The organism is Enterobacter sp. BIDMC 27 (genome assembly GCF_000534415.1).
In the GTDB taxonomy this organism is placed as follows: Bacteria; Pseudomonadota; Gammaproteobacteria; order Enterobacterales; family Enterobacteriaceae; genus Enterobacter; species Enterobacter hormaechei_C.
Map to the genome: position 1 here is coordinate 3337054 of NZ_KI973178.1, position 17104 is coordinate 3354157.

Below are 17104 nucleotides of genomic sequence, written 5' to 3' on the forward strand. Positions count from 1 at the left end.
GTCAGTCGCTTTACCCGCAAAGCACCGCACTGCCTGCCGGGTCAAGCGCAATCAGACCCGCCAGAAGCTGGTCCATCTCTGGCTGAAGCCGTGACTTGTCGGTTTCACTGCGGGCGGCTTTCATGCGCAGCAGCCTGAGACGGCGCGATTTCACTTCAAACAACAGCGCTGGCGTCCACTGAGTGAGGGTGATGGCCTGTGCTGCACCGTCAAGTTCACCCAGCAGATGCAGCGCCAGTTCATTCTTACCCTTCTGCTCAGCCACACGTGCCATCAGCAGACGCACCAACCATTTGTCTTTGGTGGTTTCGGTGCCCGGGCGCGTTTGCAGCCAGTGGAGTGTGGCATCCAGACCATCCGTGTCAGCTTTCTCCAGTGCTTCCGGTTCAAGGGCCAGAATATCGTTGCCAGTTTCACTCACGGCATTGACAGGTTCATCCCGCCAGTTGGACATCTCGTCGAGCACGCTCTGGTTTATCCAGTTCAGCGTGACCTCATCAGCAAAGGGTGTGCCGTCATTAAAGGCCAGCGTTTCAAGTCCAGGGAGGCGCCGCAGCAGCCCTTTCAGGTCAGCGGTAATGATATCGGCCAGCACATCCTGGCCTGATTTAATCAGGGCCTGATGGATGTACCACTGCAAATCCAGCCAGAGATGATTGGCGCCACGCGAGAAAGTGCTGTCCGCTTGTTCCAGTATCTCCAGCCAGCTCTGTTGCAAATACAGCCGTTTAAGCATTGCACGCTGGTCAGCCCGCGGCGGTTCGATGCGCGTTTTCCCTTCGGCATCCGGTGCCGGGATTGCTCTCAGCGTGTCGTGACGCAGACTTTTCATCAGCCGGTGTGCGGCAAGCCAGCCATCAGGTTGCTCACGCAAATATCCCGTCAGGGTTCGGGCCTGAGCCAGCAAATCCTGACCGGACGTGATGCGGCTCAGCACTGGCGCGTCCTGTTCTGCCGTGTGAGATGCCGACTGCGGGCGTGTCTGACTGCTGGCGTTCTGGGGTATTACCGCATCCACGCCACCGGCTTTCATCAGGCGGGCTCCCAGCGCGCTGTACAGGGCACTCAGATCTGGACGTGACGCTTCAGGCTCAGTTTCAAGACTGTCTCGGATGAGCAGCAACGCACCGGTCGTACGCTGGGCATCGTCGCGTACCACTTCTGGCCAGAGTAACAGGCTGTCAAGTAGACGAGAGCCTGCGAGCCACTCCAGCGCCGGTTTACGGCTTCGCTCGCGCTGTGGATGGAGCTGTGTTCCATACTGGGTTAGTAATCCCGCCAGTAACTCAAGCCCTTCAGCAAACCCGGTTTCACCGTCCTGGTGCAAGCGCGCCCAACAATAGTAAATAGCAACCCGGACATCTTTGGCCTCTGTGGTCAGCACCTTTTCAGCCAGCTGGCAAATCAGCCCGGTATCAATGCCGGAAAGTTTATTGACCTCCTCCCGGATACGCTGGAAATCATCGTCATAACCCGGGTCTTCTCCTGTAGGATTGATCTCACTGATAGGGGTAAGCCAGCGCTGCCAGCTTTCCATACGTGACTGCGCCTGCTGTCGCAGCAAGGTTTCATCCGCCTGGCAGGCAACAACCAGATTCAGCAAAGCGTCCATTATTCGACTCCGTCCATGTCACTGTTTTCTGTGTTGGTCATCAGCGCCTGCGCCATAGCCGCGCTGTCGACGCTGAATATTTGATCTGGCAGCGTAAAACCCCGCAGTGCCAGTAACGCCAGCGGCCCACTGCCCAGTTGTGAACGCAGTACCCACTGTAGGGTCCGACCATCCGGGGCGGTAAAACTCATCATCCACTGACTGCGGTCTAGCTGCTCTCTCTTACTTTCATCCAGCCAACGAATAAAGCCCCAGGTTCCGCTGTAATCACCAAACAGACGTGCGCCCGCATTGACGGTGGTCCATGTCAGCATGGTTCCGGGCTTGTAGGTGTCACCAGGCCAACGGAAGCTCTGCCAGTCTGCCATCTGGTTGAAGTAGTGCAGCTTTTGTCCATCAATAGTCAGTTGCGTTTCTACCACCTGCGGTACCGGACGCGCCTGTAGCTCAAAACTGATGCCCTGACTGCCGTCGGTAAATAAGATATCCGATAGCTGGCTGAGCTGATTAATCGCCCGCAGGAAGGCTGGATTAAAGCTCAGCCCCTGGCTATTAACCTTATCCGGCACCCACTGGCTGCCCTCCTTATGCAGCACACCGCCGAGTTCCGCGGTCAGGAAGCGCTCAATGCGTCCGCTGTCCTTACGCACAAACTCAGCCAGCATTGGCAGAGAGGAATCACTCTTGCTGATCGCGAATGGGAAACGTCCGTCAAATGCCGTATGCCAGTTCGCCACCACGGAGCGACTCCATTTGTCATTCAGGCTCGCTGCCGATGGCTGAAGCACAGTTTCCCAGGCCTGGGTCAGTGGCTGCACAAACATGGTGCTGCCAAAACCACTCCACTCTTCGCCCAGGCTTGCAGCAATCAGGCTGCCGTACTGCTGGGTGTCGGTCAGATCCACACTTTTACCCTGGAACACGGTCTGCGCCAGGCTCTGCATCATTTCCTGAGGGTCAGAGGCGCTGGCGACCTGTTGCAGACGCAGACGCACACGGGTGATACGGGTAAGATACGTTTGCAGGCTCAGTGAGTTGTCAGCCGACATAACGTTGCTGCCTTTGTTTTTACCCATAAGTGCCAGCAACGGTCCAAAGGTTTCATCCAGTGGGCCCTGCGGGCCTGAGGCTGACTGGTCAATTACCGGTTTGTCCTTCCCGCCTACCAGGTCTTTAGCCGATTTGATGATGGAGTCCGACAGGCCTTCACTCTTCTGGCCGGTCTGCCCCTGCCAGGCGAGGGTGTTCATCAGGGCAATCAGCGGTGACTGGCGAACATCACTCATCAGCGTCAGCTGGTCGGTGACGTCTGCAATATTGTTTGCCGGATTAAGTTGCAGGCTGTTGAGGAAGCTCAGCCAGCTACCGGCAAAGTCGGTGAAGTAGCGTTCCGTCAGACGTGCTTTCAGTGCTTCCGGCGACAGGTCTGAGGAGACGGCTTTCCGACTGTCGCTCAGCACCCAGTCAATTTCATCGCGGCGGGAGTTTGCCGCTTTCTCAATGGCCTGCTGAATACCACCCTCCCAGGCCTGACGGGTGAACATGCCCGGCACCACCTCATCGGTGGTAAACAGGCGACGGGCATCGGTACCGCCGGTCATGTCCTCCAGAGACACATCGGCGAAGTTGCGACGCACGGATTTGAGCATGTTCTCGTAAAGCGTACTTTCCGCGTTGCGCCGTCCAATTTGCTGCAACAGCACCTGGCGGCTCTGGCTGGCCAGTTGCGCATCCGGTGTGGTTTTCCACTGTGGCTGCGCTGGCAGTTCGGTGATGTAGAAAGCCCATAAATCCGGTGACAGGCTTTGCCACAGGCCAGCTGAGATGCCTAAACGCGTCGGCTGCACGGTTTTCATGGTTTGCGCGTAGAATGCACCATCAGCTTTATCCGGACGGGACATCATCAGCCAGGCTTTCAGCTGATCATAACCCGGTTTCGCCATCTGTGTCCGCTGGTCGCTGTTGGGTGCCGAATTGACCAGCGCAATGAGCTTCTGCTTAAGCGCTTCATTTGCCGGGTCACGTATCAGACGGTTGTTCGCCACCCCGTACCAGGGCAGCATTGCGTCAAGCAACTGCTGATCATGGTCCAGACCAAAGCGCTGATACCATGGCGCGCCGTCCTGAATATGGTGCAGCAGGCGACCGGCATCATTACGCAAAGCATGCAGGGCCGTCAGCTGGTAATCCGATACAGAAGGGTGCTCCACCAGAGCATGAGCCTGCTGTGCAACAGAAACTATTTGTGACCGGTTGACCGCAAACGACAGCAGCGTCCCTCCCCCCCAGACACTGATGATGGCCATCAGTGTCCAGGCCATCGCCCGTTCCCACGGCATACCGACACGACGGCCATGTACGCGGGTGCAGTCGTCGACAATCCCCTGCCAGGTTGCTGGCAGAGTCAGGGCATGACGCTGTGATCCATAATTCTCAGCGTCGGCTGTTCCCGCTGACATTCCGGCAGGTTTCTTCTCCGACAGGCTGAACATCAGACCACGCAGCGGGACGCGCTGCTGAGAAACAAAGAGCCATGGCTGCAACTGCTGAGCCCAGCGGGCAATAGCACCGTCGTTCAGGTGCTGGCTCAGGCGCAGCAGGAAGTCGTGGCTGCTGTTTTCCGCGACCTGACTCATCCCCTGCGCCCGCAGGGCTGGCAGCATCAGTTCCAGCTGGCGGATTACATCGTCTTCTTTTGCGCGTGGTGGAAAGCTTGCACCTACCGCCTGCTCAGGACGCGTACTCTGCGACCAGTGACTGCTGCACAGTTGCCACAGCCAGACCGGAGCGGAATAACGCAGCAGTTCGCTGATTTTTTCCAGGCCGCGTAAATCGCTGTCGCTGATATGTGGGGTCAGCTTAAGCGACTCGGGCAGTAAACGGATAATCCCGTCCAGCGGGCGCCCGCGGCGTAGTTTACGCAGCGCTGTGTATTTTTCGCGGTCAGGCTCCGATGCCAGGCTGCCGCCGTAAATCAGCACGGTGCGGTTGCCTTCAAGCCACTGCTGCTTTTGCAGGCCGGGTAGCAGTTGCTCAATCGCGGCTTCATCGCCGGTGATCAGCAGCAGGCGGATCTTGTTTTGCCAGAAGAAGCTATAGCGTCGGCAAAAATGAGCTTTTACAGGATCCTTTTTACTGGACTTTTTATAGTTATTAAGAACATTAGCTGTGACGGACTTCCCTCCCGCGATATGCTGTAAGCGATACTCTTTTTGATGGAACCATACACCGAAGTTCATCAACATCAGGAACACAGAAATTAAAAACATGCATAAGAACCAAAGGCTCACTTTTTCTTTTGAGGATACCCATCCAAAGATATCCCCATAGTAGTAACATCCTATAAAAGTCAGTACACCAAAAATAATGAGACAGGATACAAGGCCAATCACTCTCCATTTTGCCGAGGTGTTCAATTTAATGCTCCTTGCTATTATCAAATGGCTTAATGACATTTAAAAGGTATTCATCACCAACGCCAGTGACCATTAAAACCGGCTCATTGTTTTTTTCTGATATGAAAAGTGCCAGAGCAAACACCAACCAAAAATGGTGCTCATTTAAATTACCCAGCATCAAATTTAAATACATTCTCTCACACTCCCATTCAACATTCATAGATAAAGATGAGAGTCTTAATATCCCCGAAACTTCTGAAGCTTCCTCTGCACTCATATTGCTAAAAAGTACTCTTGTCGTTTTAAGGACATCTGACTGGTAAGTCATCATGTGGATGACCTCTTGTTTGGTGAGATTTTTGTTGCATACCATTGGTCGCAAGGCTATACCGTTATTGGCTTTTTCAGGTGGTTGCTCTTGATGAGTCACCAGCAATATTGAAGCGAACTCTGTTGAGTTAGGAGGGTATTTTTCAAAACTTTCAATGTTTGCAGATATTATTATTGACACCCGATTTTTTGAGATGTTGGATAATGTATCAAATTCCTGCCCTAATGCTTTACTCCAACAGTAATAATTACGCAAGCAATTTTCATCAAACCCGATCGCAGCCCAGCACTCTTTAAATATTGAGAAAGTAATATAATTACTATCATAGGTAAATATAACATCAAATATACATGATTCACTCAACCGTAACAGCCTTGTTCTGACAGACGCCAACAGTTCGTAAATCAGTTGTTCTTCAGTATATAAATCATCGTTATGGCCCCGTAGTTTCAATCGCTGGTTATTATATATTTCAACCGAATGAGACATTGCCATATCGGTTTGCGATATTACAGAAGGGAGAAACGCTTTATAAGCGGAAACATAAAATTTTTGACTTGCCCATTCAGTCCAGTCTTTCCTGACCAATGCTGCTTCGCGCTCTCTTGCTTCGAATGCCGACAAACACAAACCATGGTAATAGGTTCTAACGGGAATTATGACAGAAAAAGCTAGGGGCACCGAAAAAACCAACAGGGTAAGTAATTTTAACAACTCATTATCTTCAGCAGGCAAAATAATTTTAGCCCCAACCCAACTAACCACCACAGTCAACAAAATACTTATGAAAGAAAAAAACCATTTACTCCATTTAATTCCAGGAATCTTATCGACTGGAGGGATTATTTGTACAGGCCAATTCATATCATTCTCCATCATTGTTAACAGCACATTTTCTTTAAGAGAAAAAACTTCTTAACATGCCATACTGTCAATTATGGATTTAATATCTGAGTATGACTGAAGATCTTTACTGCGATTACTAAATATGATCTTCTTAAATACCTCATCCTGATAAAATAGTCGCTGCGCGCTCAACACGTCAAGCCCAAAATCAATAAGATCCTTAGCGGATGTAGAGAAAGTTGAATAATAATAATCCAGCGCAGGACTCAATAATTTCATCACATCACGCTCACTAAATTTATGCGGCATTCTCATTTTCCGATATGCTCGCAAAATATTATTAACAACTGAAATCCGGCCCATTTCGAATGCATTTTGCTCTGTTAATCCAAGTGAGTAGTTTAATTTTTTTTTGCATTTACCATCACCATTCGCCACCTGAGCTATTCCGCCTCCATCAATATAAGACCATGTATTAATATTGCTTAATAGCTGTTGCTTTTGCCATTTATCCAGCGTATACATTAACAAACCAAATACTGATGGGTCGTAATAGCGAAGTAATATATTACCAACTGATTGAATCGACTGTACGGCGGACAAAGCGACCTGTTCAGCAAGCTGCTCCCCAGTTAAATCCGTCGAAATCCACGCACAGACGCTGCGCCCTTCCCCGGACTCAAGTTTTTCTATTTTCAACTCATTCAATGAATTGTAAATACTATTCTTAAACAATTGGCCATCTCTCTCGCTGGAGGCACTAAGAGGGAAAAGGTAAAGTGGTAAAGCCCCCTGAAGTTCATCCTGGCGGAATGTAACAGGGTAAGATTTATATTCTCTAAGAATACTGGGCAAAAAAAGTGATGAATGATACTGTTCTAAAGATGCATCTATCAGTAGAAAACATTTCCCATTTTTCCCAAAAGCAGCATTGGTAATTTCTTCATGTATATCGTTAAAAAATATACCATCCATAATCAACCCCACCAGAATAATATCAGAAACACATTTCAATTAATTTATATTTATGACTTTCATAAAATATCATTATCTTATTCACATTGAGCCGCCCCCTCTCAGTAGCGATAGCAATTTTCTCCTGAATAGGTAAATTTCAAACTTGGGCATGCTGGTTTACCTTGATTCCTGCCGGGGGCAACCAAAATAACAATGTTTTTTCTGTCTAGTAGTAAAACCAGCCTTCATCTGAATAAATGAATTTCCCACTGGGACAGGCTGATTTGCTTTTATCACCCGGCTCATACCACTTCCCATTATCTTTTAGTTGCTGCTCATGTTTTTTTGTTATTTTATTGAGATTGATTGTTGCAACACGTCTCATCCCCAGCAACTGAAATATCTCCTCCGCCAGTTTGCAGCGTGTTGGCGCACAGGCTTTATATGCAAAGAATGCAATCAACCCCGAAATTACAGAAGACACCACAAAAGCCATTACCAGGAAAAGATAAAACCTCTCAAATAAAGAGACACCATTTGGATTTCCTTTTGAGAGAGAGATAAATACACATACAGAAACAAAAGCCACCATCAATATGGTGATTAGAATGAACATATTTTTAATGCGCCACAACATATGCGCAATATGCCCCATATCACATTTCGGACATACTGACACTATCCGCTCTTCCGGTAACGCAATGGCATAGACCTCATAATGGTCATGCTGCCACTCAACAATCATGTCCACATCATCGCCAGTCTGAAGTCGGGTGACACCCACCCAGCCGCGAAACGGCTGGCCATTAATCATCCCCTGCACATATTCCGCCGAATCATTCGATGACTCGCTTTCAGCCATCATTACAGCCCCGACACCCGGGCTCCCTGCAACTATCGCTGCAGCGGCGGCAGCTCCGCGCTGGCCATCTGATATCTCCGGCAACATGCTGGTCCGGTAGGCAACTGCATCAAAATACTCCCGAAAATATTCGCTACGGAAAGACTGCAGTTTCCCTGATATTTTCTCCAGAGGACCATAAGGCGGCAATACCGGCGGCGGCGGAAGCTCACGTGTCCACGGCCTGCCGTTCATCACCTCAATCTCTCGCTTTGTACGCAGGTCTGCTAATTTTTCTGGCTCAACAAAACGGGAGCATATCTGCTGATTTTCAACTGAATTCATGAAATATCCTTTATCGCCCCTTCCAGGGCTTTATTCTGGTCTGTCAGACTGCGGTTGAAAGGTGCTGTACCGAACACGCATTTTCTACACCATATCTGAAGCTCATCGTCCGATATCCAGGTCACAACCACCTGTAACAAAGTTATCGCAACCATCACTTCCCAGGTCATCAGTACTGCAAGTATTCGGATCCCTAAAATTTCCCAAGCCAAAAAACCTGTAATTTTCCCAGCTACTTTTTTAGCTATCGGTTGACTAAACTGTTCCAGCAGAAGACCGACTGATTTTGTGACTGCCAGGACATCAACTGTTGTTTTAATAAGCAATACAGAGGAAAGTAAAAAACGATTGCTTTGCAACTCTTCGTAAGTACTTGCACCATCAGCAAACACCGAAATTAAAGACGCAGTTCCACCCGCTGCCGCCCCAACCCCCTTGACCCAGGCCACTGTAAGCTCACGCGCTTCCAGACCTTTTTCTATTGCCTGCAAAATAACCGACGTCCCCTGACTCACCATCGCCAGCCCGCTGGCCAGCAGGCTCGCCAGCGGCTTCTTTTCATCCCTTACCTGTCCGCACAGGTAGATAAAATCCATCGCATTCAGCACCAGCAACAGACTGTTTATTCCCGCCAGCCGGTATTCGGCCTTGCCCTTTTCTGATGCAAAGTGCTCTTCCAGCCTGCTGCTCATTCTCTGTTTAATCTCGGCGACTTCATTCCCGCTCGCCATAAAACGTCCACTGCGCCGTATACCTTCCAGCACCGTCTGACGTAACGCCGGGGCATCTTTCAGATACGCATTCACTAACGAGTGAACTTCTTCTGAAGGTATTCCCGCCCTTATCATAAATATCAGCCTGAACGCCGTGGTCGCCAGCTTCTCGCCTGCCTTATCCACCCGCAGAATGCGGCTTACCCTGTCTCCCACCGTGACGATAAACGCATCCGTGTTGAAGAGCTGTACTTCCAGTTTGCTGGCATTTTCCCTCAGCCCCTTCACGACACTGTTCATCGATTTCTGGTAATACCCCTCCAGCTTTTTCATATTGCTGACCTGCTGCATCAGGGCTGCCGTCATGGCGGTCGCCGTCAGAGGCGTCACGTCCTCGTCCTTTTTCCCTTTCACCGTCGCCAGATACGGCTCCAGCTCACTGATTAGCTGCGGGTTATTGGCCGCCACATGCCGCCACAGCAGATTCCCGCGATTTTTAGTGCTGTACTCATTCCACCAGCCGTCTATCTTTGCCGCCCCTGCCGGACAACTGTTGATCCCGTGCATGACCATCCCCACCGCTGACTGGTAGAACAGCCCTGCCCGCTGTGCCTCGCAGTGGAAATCATCCAGCGTTGCCAGCAGTACCGGTGCACTGAGCCAGTTCACCACGCTGACGATACGCTTCTGGAAGATAGCGTTAACCGAATCAACCAGGTTCGTGTAGCATGTATCAAAGTTCGCCTGTCGGGTTGCGTTGAGCTTTTTCTGATAGGGTGCCCAGCTCCGGGCCCGGACTCCACTGAAATCCTGCGAGGGTTTAGGCAGATTTAACGCCAGCTCCTCATCGACCTGCGCCTGTATCGCGGCAACCCGTCGCTGGTGAGCAGCCAGCGGTTCGGGTGGACTCATCAGCACACTCTCCGGGTATGATGCCGTCACGTTCTGCGCATGCCAGTTTCTCACTAACCTGTCATCTGCCCTGATTTGTGCCAGCACATCAGGCTTACCCTGATACCTTTTCTCAAGCGCCTGCAGACGCGAATCCAGATATTCGTCTGTCAGCATGGGACCATCAGTTCTTCGTCTCCGCATTGCGTCCTCCCGAGATTCGGCATTGCTTTCCAGCAGCGTTCTGACGGCATCGAGATTTGTTTTGGTGGCGAACTCAAGCTCACGTTCCTGCAGAAACTGCGCCTGGCGCCCCAGCACATCCTGGCTCCATCCGTTAAGTTCATGAACAATCCCCACCGGATCCCAGAGTGGAAGCAGCAGCGGCGTCATCCCCTCACTTCGGTTTTCCATGGCCGTGACCGTCGCGTCTGCCATGCCACTGCGGTTTTTTGCCCACGGATACAGACTGGACTGCAGTTTCACCACATCATTATTAACCCGCCAGGGATCATCCACCGTCGGATCCCAGAGTGACGATGCCCGGCTGACGTTTACCACTTTCGCATCATCCGGACCAGGAAGCAGACCAGAAACAGAAGGAACCTGATAGTCCAGTACCTGATTCAGGCTTGCCCCGGTAACGTCGGTCCCTGTTTTTGTGCGCTGAGATCCCGCCACCGAAGGCATCACTTTCTGCATTCTCTCAGTGCGCTCTTCTGGCCTGGTGCGATACCGATCGAGCGTTTCCTGCTCCCACGGATACTGACTGAACGCAAACCACACATTGCCGCACTTATCCGGGGATTCAATGCTCATGAACTCGACGTTTTGAGCGATATGCTCGCCCGTTTCGCACAGCGCTTTATCCACCGGTACAGGATTAGACGCCACCTGTTGCAGCCACAGTGAGCCGTCCGGCGCAACGCTGTAGCACTGCCAGTAATTGGTGCCCTGCTTTCCTTTTTCATAAAAAACGTAAAGGTAGCCCTGGCGAAGCGCGCGGAGTGTGTACTTTTCATTACTGGCGAGCGTTACCCCGGTGATGCACGGATCATTCGCCCATCCCGGTAAACTAGCATTAATATTTTCCGGCACAACAGCATAGCGCACGGGCAGTACTGTCAGGCCTTTCGTTGTGCATAACCCCTGGCATGCCATATTCACATCCTTTTTTTAATTAAGCCTGTAAATAAAAAATTCTTATTCAACCAGTGAAAAAATTAGAGCCTGCGATCACTTTATGGCCGGAACATAGACAAAGCACACGGTCCTGATCCTGTACCAGAACTATGCCATTACTGACGATACCAACTGCAGTGGCCAGGATGGGAAATGTTCCCTTACAGACAGTACAGATGGCTTTGTCATTATTTTGTGCCACCTGTTTTCCATCACTAAAATAATTCGCAGTTGCAGTAATTATTTTCCCATTACTCGTCCTGTCACCTAAAACGGCTAATTTTGTAGTCATCTTTTTCCTCAAGTATTAGCTAAGCATCACCACAGCCCCTTGCTGTTGGGCTGCAGAAATTACTCCAGGTTTGCAACCAGAAGGTAGCGAAAGCGTTGAATTTAACGTCGCCGCAGACTGCTGTTGAACCGCAATACATTTCAACGTGACGTTTTTGCCAGTACCAACTTCAACCCCCGCGTCACTTAACCGTATAAATGCCCCCCCACAAACCAAAAGGATTTCTTTTTTGGCTGATATGACAACGCTGTTGTCAGAACTGGCAACAGAAAGCTTTTCTTTAGCAAATAAATTCAGCGCGTCCGACTGTGCCTGAATATCTACTTTGCCCTCCGAGGCATACATTTTTATTCCCAGTTTGTGTGCAAATAAGCTCAGAATATCGCCCACCGCCAGGGTTAATTTTTTGGCAATGCTAATGTCTGCATTTTGACCTGCGGTAACAATTAGATTCTCCCCTGCCGAGACTTGTATGCTCGCGGGGGTGACCTGCGCAATTCCTGAAGGGGCAGACAGAAGTAACGCTTGCTGCTTAAGATCGCTAAGCGTCTGATTCATTAATGTTGTTTGTTTCTCAAGATCGGCTAATTCCGCCTGGGCTGCTTGAGCAGCGTGACGTAATCCAGAAGTCACCTCTCTGGCAGCGTCAAGTTCTTTGAGCGCAGCTTGCATTTCACGCTGCAGTCCCTTCGCTTTCGCCTGCCCGTCCGCCGAGATGAATAGTCCTTTCTGCGCCCGGATGGCCCCCCAGCTGTCCGTCCTGAGCTCAAACCCCTCACCGCGCTGCTGTTTCTCGCTGTCGACCAGGTGGCCTAGATTCAGCTGGCTCTTGCCGCCGTACTCCGTGCTGACCTTGATATGCTCTTTCCCGCGCTCGTCGTCGAGGCGGATTTTGTTGTTCGCCGGCGTGCGCAGCACGTTGCGTCTGTAGTTGCGGATGGTGACGTGGTCGCCGTGCGCCGAGTCGTGCAGCACACCGGCAATGTACGGCCGGTCCGGGTTGCCGTCCTCAAAGCCAATCGCCACCTCGGTACCCGCCAGCAGCGGCAGGTGCAGGCCGTAGGTATTCCCGGCGTACGGCCGGGACTGACGGACCCACAGGCTCTCGAACCCTGTCTCCCAGTTCTCACGGTCAAACAGCATGTTGACGCGGTAGCGGCCGTCTTTATCGATATGCCCGTAGATGTCATTTTCAGTGGTACTGGTGACGCGGGCCGGTAAGGTACCGGCCATCACCGGACGTGAACCAGGTTCCGGGCGGAAACTGAAATCCGGACTGTCCGGGATACCGTCAAACCTGACGCAAAAGTCCGCATCACGCTGCGCATGGCTGTGCATCGCCGTGACAACCACGCCCTGCGCAAACACTTCTGCCACTTCGTACCCGCCGGTGACTTTCAGCAGCATACCCGGTGAAAGGGCCGGGCAGCTGGTGAAGGCAACGGTTTGCGTCTGGCCATTCAGGTAGCGTTCGTGACGAATGCGGGCATAAAACGCCCCGGACTCCGGGGCCGGGTTGCGGTCATACGCGCTGCCGGGTGTCAGGTAGTTATCGGCCCAGTGATAGGCCTCACCGTAGGTGGTGGTATCCCCGCCGGTTGCGTCAACCCGGGTGTTCATATCCTCCGAGGCCTGACGGTAGTTGTAGTCGCAGGTGCTGACCTCCTTCTGTACCACGTTATGGTGGCACTCCATATCCCACACCGAGTCCACCCCCTGTGCGTGCTGCCCTGACGGCGGCACCGACGGCAGAGTCAGGCCTTTCTCATACCCCTGCTGGCTGTCGTAAAACTCCACCACGTCGATGTTCAGTCGCGTGTCGGTGGTGAAGCGGAACCAGATACCGACCTCGCCCAGCAGGCGGGTGATAAAGTGCAGGTCGTCCTCAGCGTACTGCATCACCTGCTCACGGCGCGGATACTCTTTACTCAGTGAGAACAGGAAGTCCTGGCCGCGCATGCCGTGGCGCTCGCGCAGGATTTTCTCCACAATCTGCGGGACGGACATATCCTGGTAGACGGCGTTCTGGTGCGAACGGCTGAGCAGGGCCAGACGCGGCTCAAGCGTCACTGCGTAACGGGTTTCATCCTTTGAGGTACCCAGACGTTCAAAACCCGTGACCACGCCCTGAATCACCCGCACCGGCTGCTGTATTTTGATGCCGTAACCCTGGTCAACCGGGGCCTGAAGCGTCAGGGAAGCCGCTTTCATCAGCATCATCTCTTTGCTGATGGCATGGTCCGCGCTGGTGAATTCAGTACGGTAGCTGAACGGTGTGCTCAGGGCTTCATCACCCTCAAACGCCAGTACATCAAGCTCTGCATCGCAGCCCTTCACCGACAGCAGGTGATGGCTGTGGCTGAATCTCAGCGGGGGATTGCTGCTCATGCGTGCACTCCTTCTGTCCGGTCAAACTCGAGCACTATGCCCTCTTCCTCATCCCAGCCGAGCGTCAGGGTATGCGGCTTCTGCCCCGCTGCCATGTGGGTCAGCAACTGCTGGCTCAGCACCGGCAGAATCTGCTGGTTCAGCAGGCTGTCGATATTGCGCGCCCCGGTGTCCGGCAGCAGGCAGGCATCGGTCAGTGCGTCGTACAGACTTTCGTGGATATCGGTCTTCATACCGTAGTGACGGTTGAGGCGTTTACTGACCTGCGCCAGCTTCATTTCCACGATGGTGCGCATCGCTGCCTGCGCCAGCGGACGGTAAATCACCGTCTGGAAGCGCGCCAGCAGCGCGGGCTGGAAGTGGTCCCGCAGGACAGGACGCAGCAGTTCATGCAGATCCGGCTCTGTCGCCTCCGGCTGTTCCTCCAGCATCTGCATGATGAGGTCGCTGCCGAGATTAGAGGTCATCAGAATCACCGTGTTGCGGAAGTCAATTTCCCGCCCCTCGCCGTCGCGCATGACGCCCCGGTCAAACACCTGGTAGAACAGGTTCATCACGTCCCGGTGCGCCTTTTCCACTTCATCCAGCAGCACCACGCTGTACGGGCGCTTACGGACGGCTTCGGTCAGAATGCCGCCCTGACCGTAACCCACGTAGCCCGGAGGTGAGCCCTTGAGCTGCGAGACGGTGTGTGGCTCCTGGTATTCCGAAAGGTTGATGGTGATAAGGGACTTCTCGCCGCCGAACAGTTCATCGGCCAGCGCCAGGGCGGTTTCGGTCTTGCCGGTGCCGCTCGGCCCCACAAGCAGGAACACGCCCTGCGGGCCGTTCTCCGGCGCCAGACCGGTTTTGCTGGCGCGCAGGCGCTGCGCAATGGCATTGAGAGCACTGTCCTGACCGACAACGCGTTTCGCCAGACTGTGCTCAAGGCTCAGCAGTTCCGTCTGCTCGTCCTTCATCAGGGAAGAGAGCGGTACGCCCGTCCAGTCGGCGATAACGGTGGCGACGGTACGCGCGTCCACATCCAGCCCCAGCAGCGGGGTATTCTGCTGCACGGCAGTAAGCTGCATCTGAAGGTCCGCAATCTCCCCCTGACGGGAGATATCCGTGCGGCAGGCAAGCAGTTCTTCCGTCAGTTTCAGCTCCTGGCCGTACTGGGCTTCCCGTTCGTCGAGCTGCAAAATGATGGCGACCTCTTCCTCTCCGATGGCGGCCAGACGTTCGCCGTGAGCGGTGTTGCTCACCGCGATATCCTCCAGCAACGCCTGCTTCTCCATAGTCAGTGCCGTGAGCTGCGCCTTCATGCGGGTCAGCGGCTCCGGCACCGTATCCAGGCTCATACGGACACGGGCAGAGGCAGTATCCAGCAAATCCACCGCCTTGTCAGGAAGCTGGCGTCCGGTCAGATAGCGTCTGGACAACGTGACGGCAGCTTTAACCGCCTCATCCGTAATGTGTACGCCATGGTGCTCCGCGTAGCGTGACTTGAGTCCGCGCAGCATCAGGCAGGCGGTGTCGTCGTCCGGCTCATCAACTTTAACCATCTGGAAACGACGCTCCAGCGCGGCGTCGCGCTCAAAGTACTGTTTGTACTCACTCCAGGTGGTGGCGGCGATGGTTCTGAGCTCACCGCGGGCGAGCGCCGGTTTCAGCAGGTTGGCCGCATCGGCGCCGCCCGCCTGGTTGCCCGCGCCGATAATGGTGTGCGCCTCGTCAATGAAGAGCAGAACCGGCTGGGGTGACTGCTGCACCGCGTCGATGATGTTTTTCAGGCGCTGCTCGAATTCCCCCTTCACACCCGCCCCGGCCTGTAACAGGCCGAGGTCAAGGGTGCGTACCGAGACCGGCTTCAGCGCGTCCGGCACATTGCCCTTATGAATGCGCAGCGCCAGTCCTTCCACGAGCGCGGTCTTACCCACCCCCGGTTCGCCGACCAGAATCGGGTTGTTCTTGCGGCGCCGGGAAAGAATGTCCACCATCTGGCGGATTTCATTGTCGCGGCCATAGACCGGGTCGATTCTGCCCTCACGGGCGCGGGCGGTGACGTCGAGGGTGAACCTGTCCAGCGCATTCTGCAACGCCGGGTTCAGCTCTCCTTTTATATCCGCATTCACCGGACGACCGACAAACTCCACCTCATCACCCTGCGTAAGCTCCGCTTCCTGCTGCACCTCCGGGCGTTCATCCGACTGCGCATCCAGAAGTCCACGCAGGCGCTCAAGCTGGCTCTGCGCCAGCGTCAGCAGCGGCCACAGGCCGTCGCAGCGCAGCAGTTTCGGTTTTTCCACCAGAGCCATCAGGAGGTGAATGCTGCGGATATGCTCTTCCTCCGCCAGCGAGGCGTGCAGCCAGGCATCCTGCATCAGTGACTGCACGCCCTCCGAAAGCTGCGGACGGCTGCGCACTGACCGTGGCAGGCTGTCCAGAAAACCCAGCATATCCTGCCATATCGTATCCATATCCCATTCGTAGCGCCGCGCCAGCACCGTCAGGTCGCCCTCACCCTGTTCCAGCAGTTTCAGCAGCCAGTGCTCAGGCAGGATTTCCGCATGGGCGCGGGTCTGGCACAGGGAAGCGGCCCCTTCCATCGCGCGGGCACAGTAAGGGTTAAGACGGCGTAACAGGATGGCTGGATTTTCCATGAGACTCTCTCTTTATCAGTTCCGGACACGCTACCGCCCGTCGCTGTTCCCTGTTATTCAGGAACCCAAAGCGCATCAGGTCGGGCAGGCAGATTGTGTTTTTCTTTGCTGACCACCCGTCAGTGCAGGCGCTCAGCAAAAAAAGCAGACGGCTGACCGTCTGCTCGGGGACTTACGCAGTGGCGCGTTCGTTCCAGGAATCGGAATGAATGATGTTGCCGTCCTTGTAGGTCCAGGTGATTTTTTCGTAGCGCAGTTCAATCTGCTCGAGGTGGTTGTGCTTCTCGAAAGCAGGATCCTTGATGTCATGCATCTTCGGATTCACTTTCACCAGCTTCACGTTCTCAAGCTTCGTGTTGAAGTACTCCACTTCCTGGCCTGCGTCATTGATTCTGTACCATTTGAACTCAGCAGATTTCAGGGTCTGGCCGGTCGTCACCGCCTTGTACAGGTACGGGCTGGAGGAGTCGATTTCCTTGGTGAACAGGAACGGGGTGTGGATACGGGTGCCGGTCAGCTTGCCGGTATTGTTATCGGTCGGGATGTACAGGTTGTGCTCCTGGGCCACCACTTCGATACTGCCTTCACGATCCTGAACGTCCACGGACCCTTTGATGTCCGCGCCGCCGTCGTCCTTCAGCCACAGATAGACTGGAATTGCCATGT

10 protein-coding genes are annotated in these 17104 nt (G+C 53.4%); all 10 read right to left on the reverse strand.

What is annotated here, in order from left to right; all coding sequences use genetic code 11:
* Positions 1-10: 10 nt before the first annotated feature.
* Positions 11-1612: a type VI secretion system protein TssA gene (tssA, locus tag L463_RS06975; RefSeq protein ID WP_032673230.1), complete on the reverse strand. Its 1602-nt coding sequence runs from the start codon at positions 1610-1612 to the stop codon at positions 11-13.
* Positions 1612-5067: an ImcF-related family protein gene (locus tag L463_RS06970; RefSeq protein WP_313933613.1), complete on the reverse strand. Its 3456-nt coding sequence runs from the start codon at positions 5065-5067 to the stop codon at positions 1612-1614. Before L463_RS06970 ends, tssA begins: the two co-directional genes overlap by 1 nt.
* On the reverse strand, positions 5030-6205 hold the full coding sequence (locus tag L463_RS06965; RefSeq protein ID WP_017382247.1) for a hypothetical protein: 1176 nt from the start codon (positions 6203-6205) through the stop codon (positions 5030-5032). The genes L463_RS06970 and L463_RS06965 overlap by 38 nt, the downstream gene beginning before the upstream one ends.
* Positions 6206-6256: 51 nt before the next feature.
* On the reverse strand, positions 6257-7162 hold the full coding sequence (locus L463_RS06960) for a DUF4123 domain-containing protein (protein ID WP_017382246.1): 906 nt from the start codon (positions 7160-7162) through the stop codon (positions 6257-6259).
* 208 nt (positions 7163-7370) lie between these two features.
* A complete protein-coding gene (locus tag L463_RS06955; RefSeq protein ID WP_032103621.1) occupies positions 7371-8330 on the reverse strand; it encodes a putative type VI secretion system effector in 960 nt (319 codons plus the stop codon).
* On the reverse strand, positions 8327-11095 hold the full coding sequence (locus L463_RS06950) for a T6SS effector BTH_I2691 family protein (protein ID WP_032103623.1): 2769 nt from the start codon (positions 11093-11095) through the stop codon (positions 8327-8329). The genes L463_RS06955 and L463_RS06950 overlap by 4 nt, the downstream gene beginning before the upstream one ends.
* A gap of 46 nt (positions 11096-11141) precedes the next feature.
* Positions 11142-11408: a PAAR domain-containing protein gene (locus tag L463_RS06945; RefSeq protein WP_017382243.1), complete on the reverse strand. Its 267-nt coding sequence runs from the start codon at positions 11406-11408 to the stop codon at positions 11142-11144.
* Between the two features lie 15 nt (positions 11409-11423).
* Positions 11424-13796, reverse strand: a complete 2373-nt coding sequence (locus tag L463_RS06940; protein ID WP_032673231.1) for a type VI secretion system Vgr family protein — start codon at positions 13794-13796, stop codon at positions 11424-11426.
* Positions 13793-16438, reverse strand: coding sequence for a type VI secretion system ATPase TssH (gene tssH, locus L463_RS06935; RefSeq protein ID WP_032104873.1), 2646 nt, complete (start codon positions 16436-16438; stop codon positions 13793-13795). The genes L463_RS06940 and tssH overlap by 4 nt, the downstream gene beginning before the upstream one ends.
* Positions 16439-16610: 172 nt before the next feature.
* Positions 16611-17102, reverse strand: coding sequence for a type VI secretion system effector Hcp (gene hcp, locus L463_RS06930; protein WP_009653685.1), 492 nt, complete (start codon positions 17100-17102; stop codon positions 16611-16613).
* Positions 17103-17104: the final 2 nt, after the last annotated feature.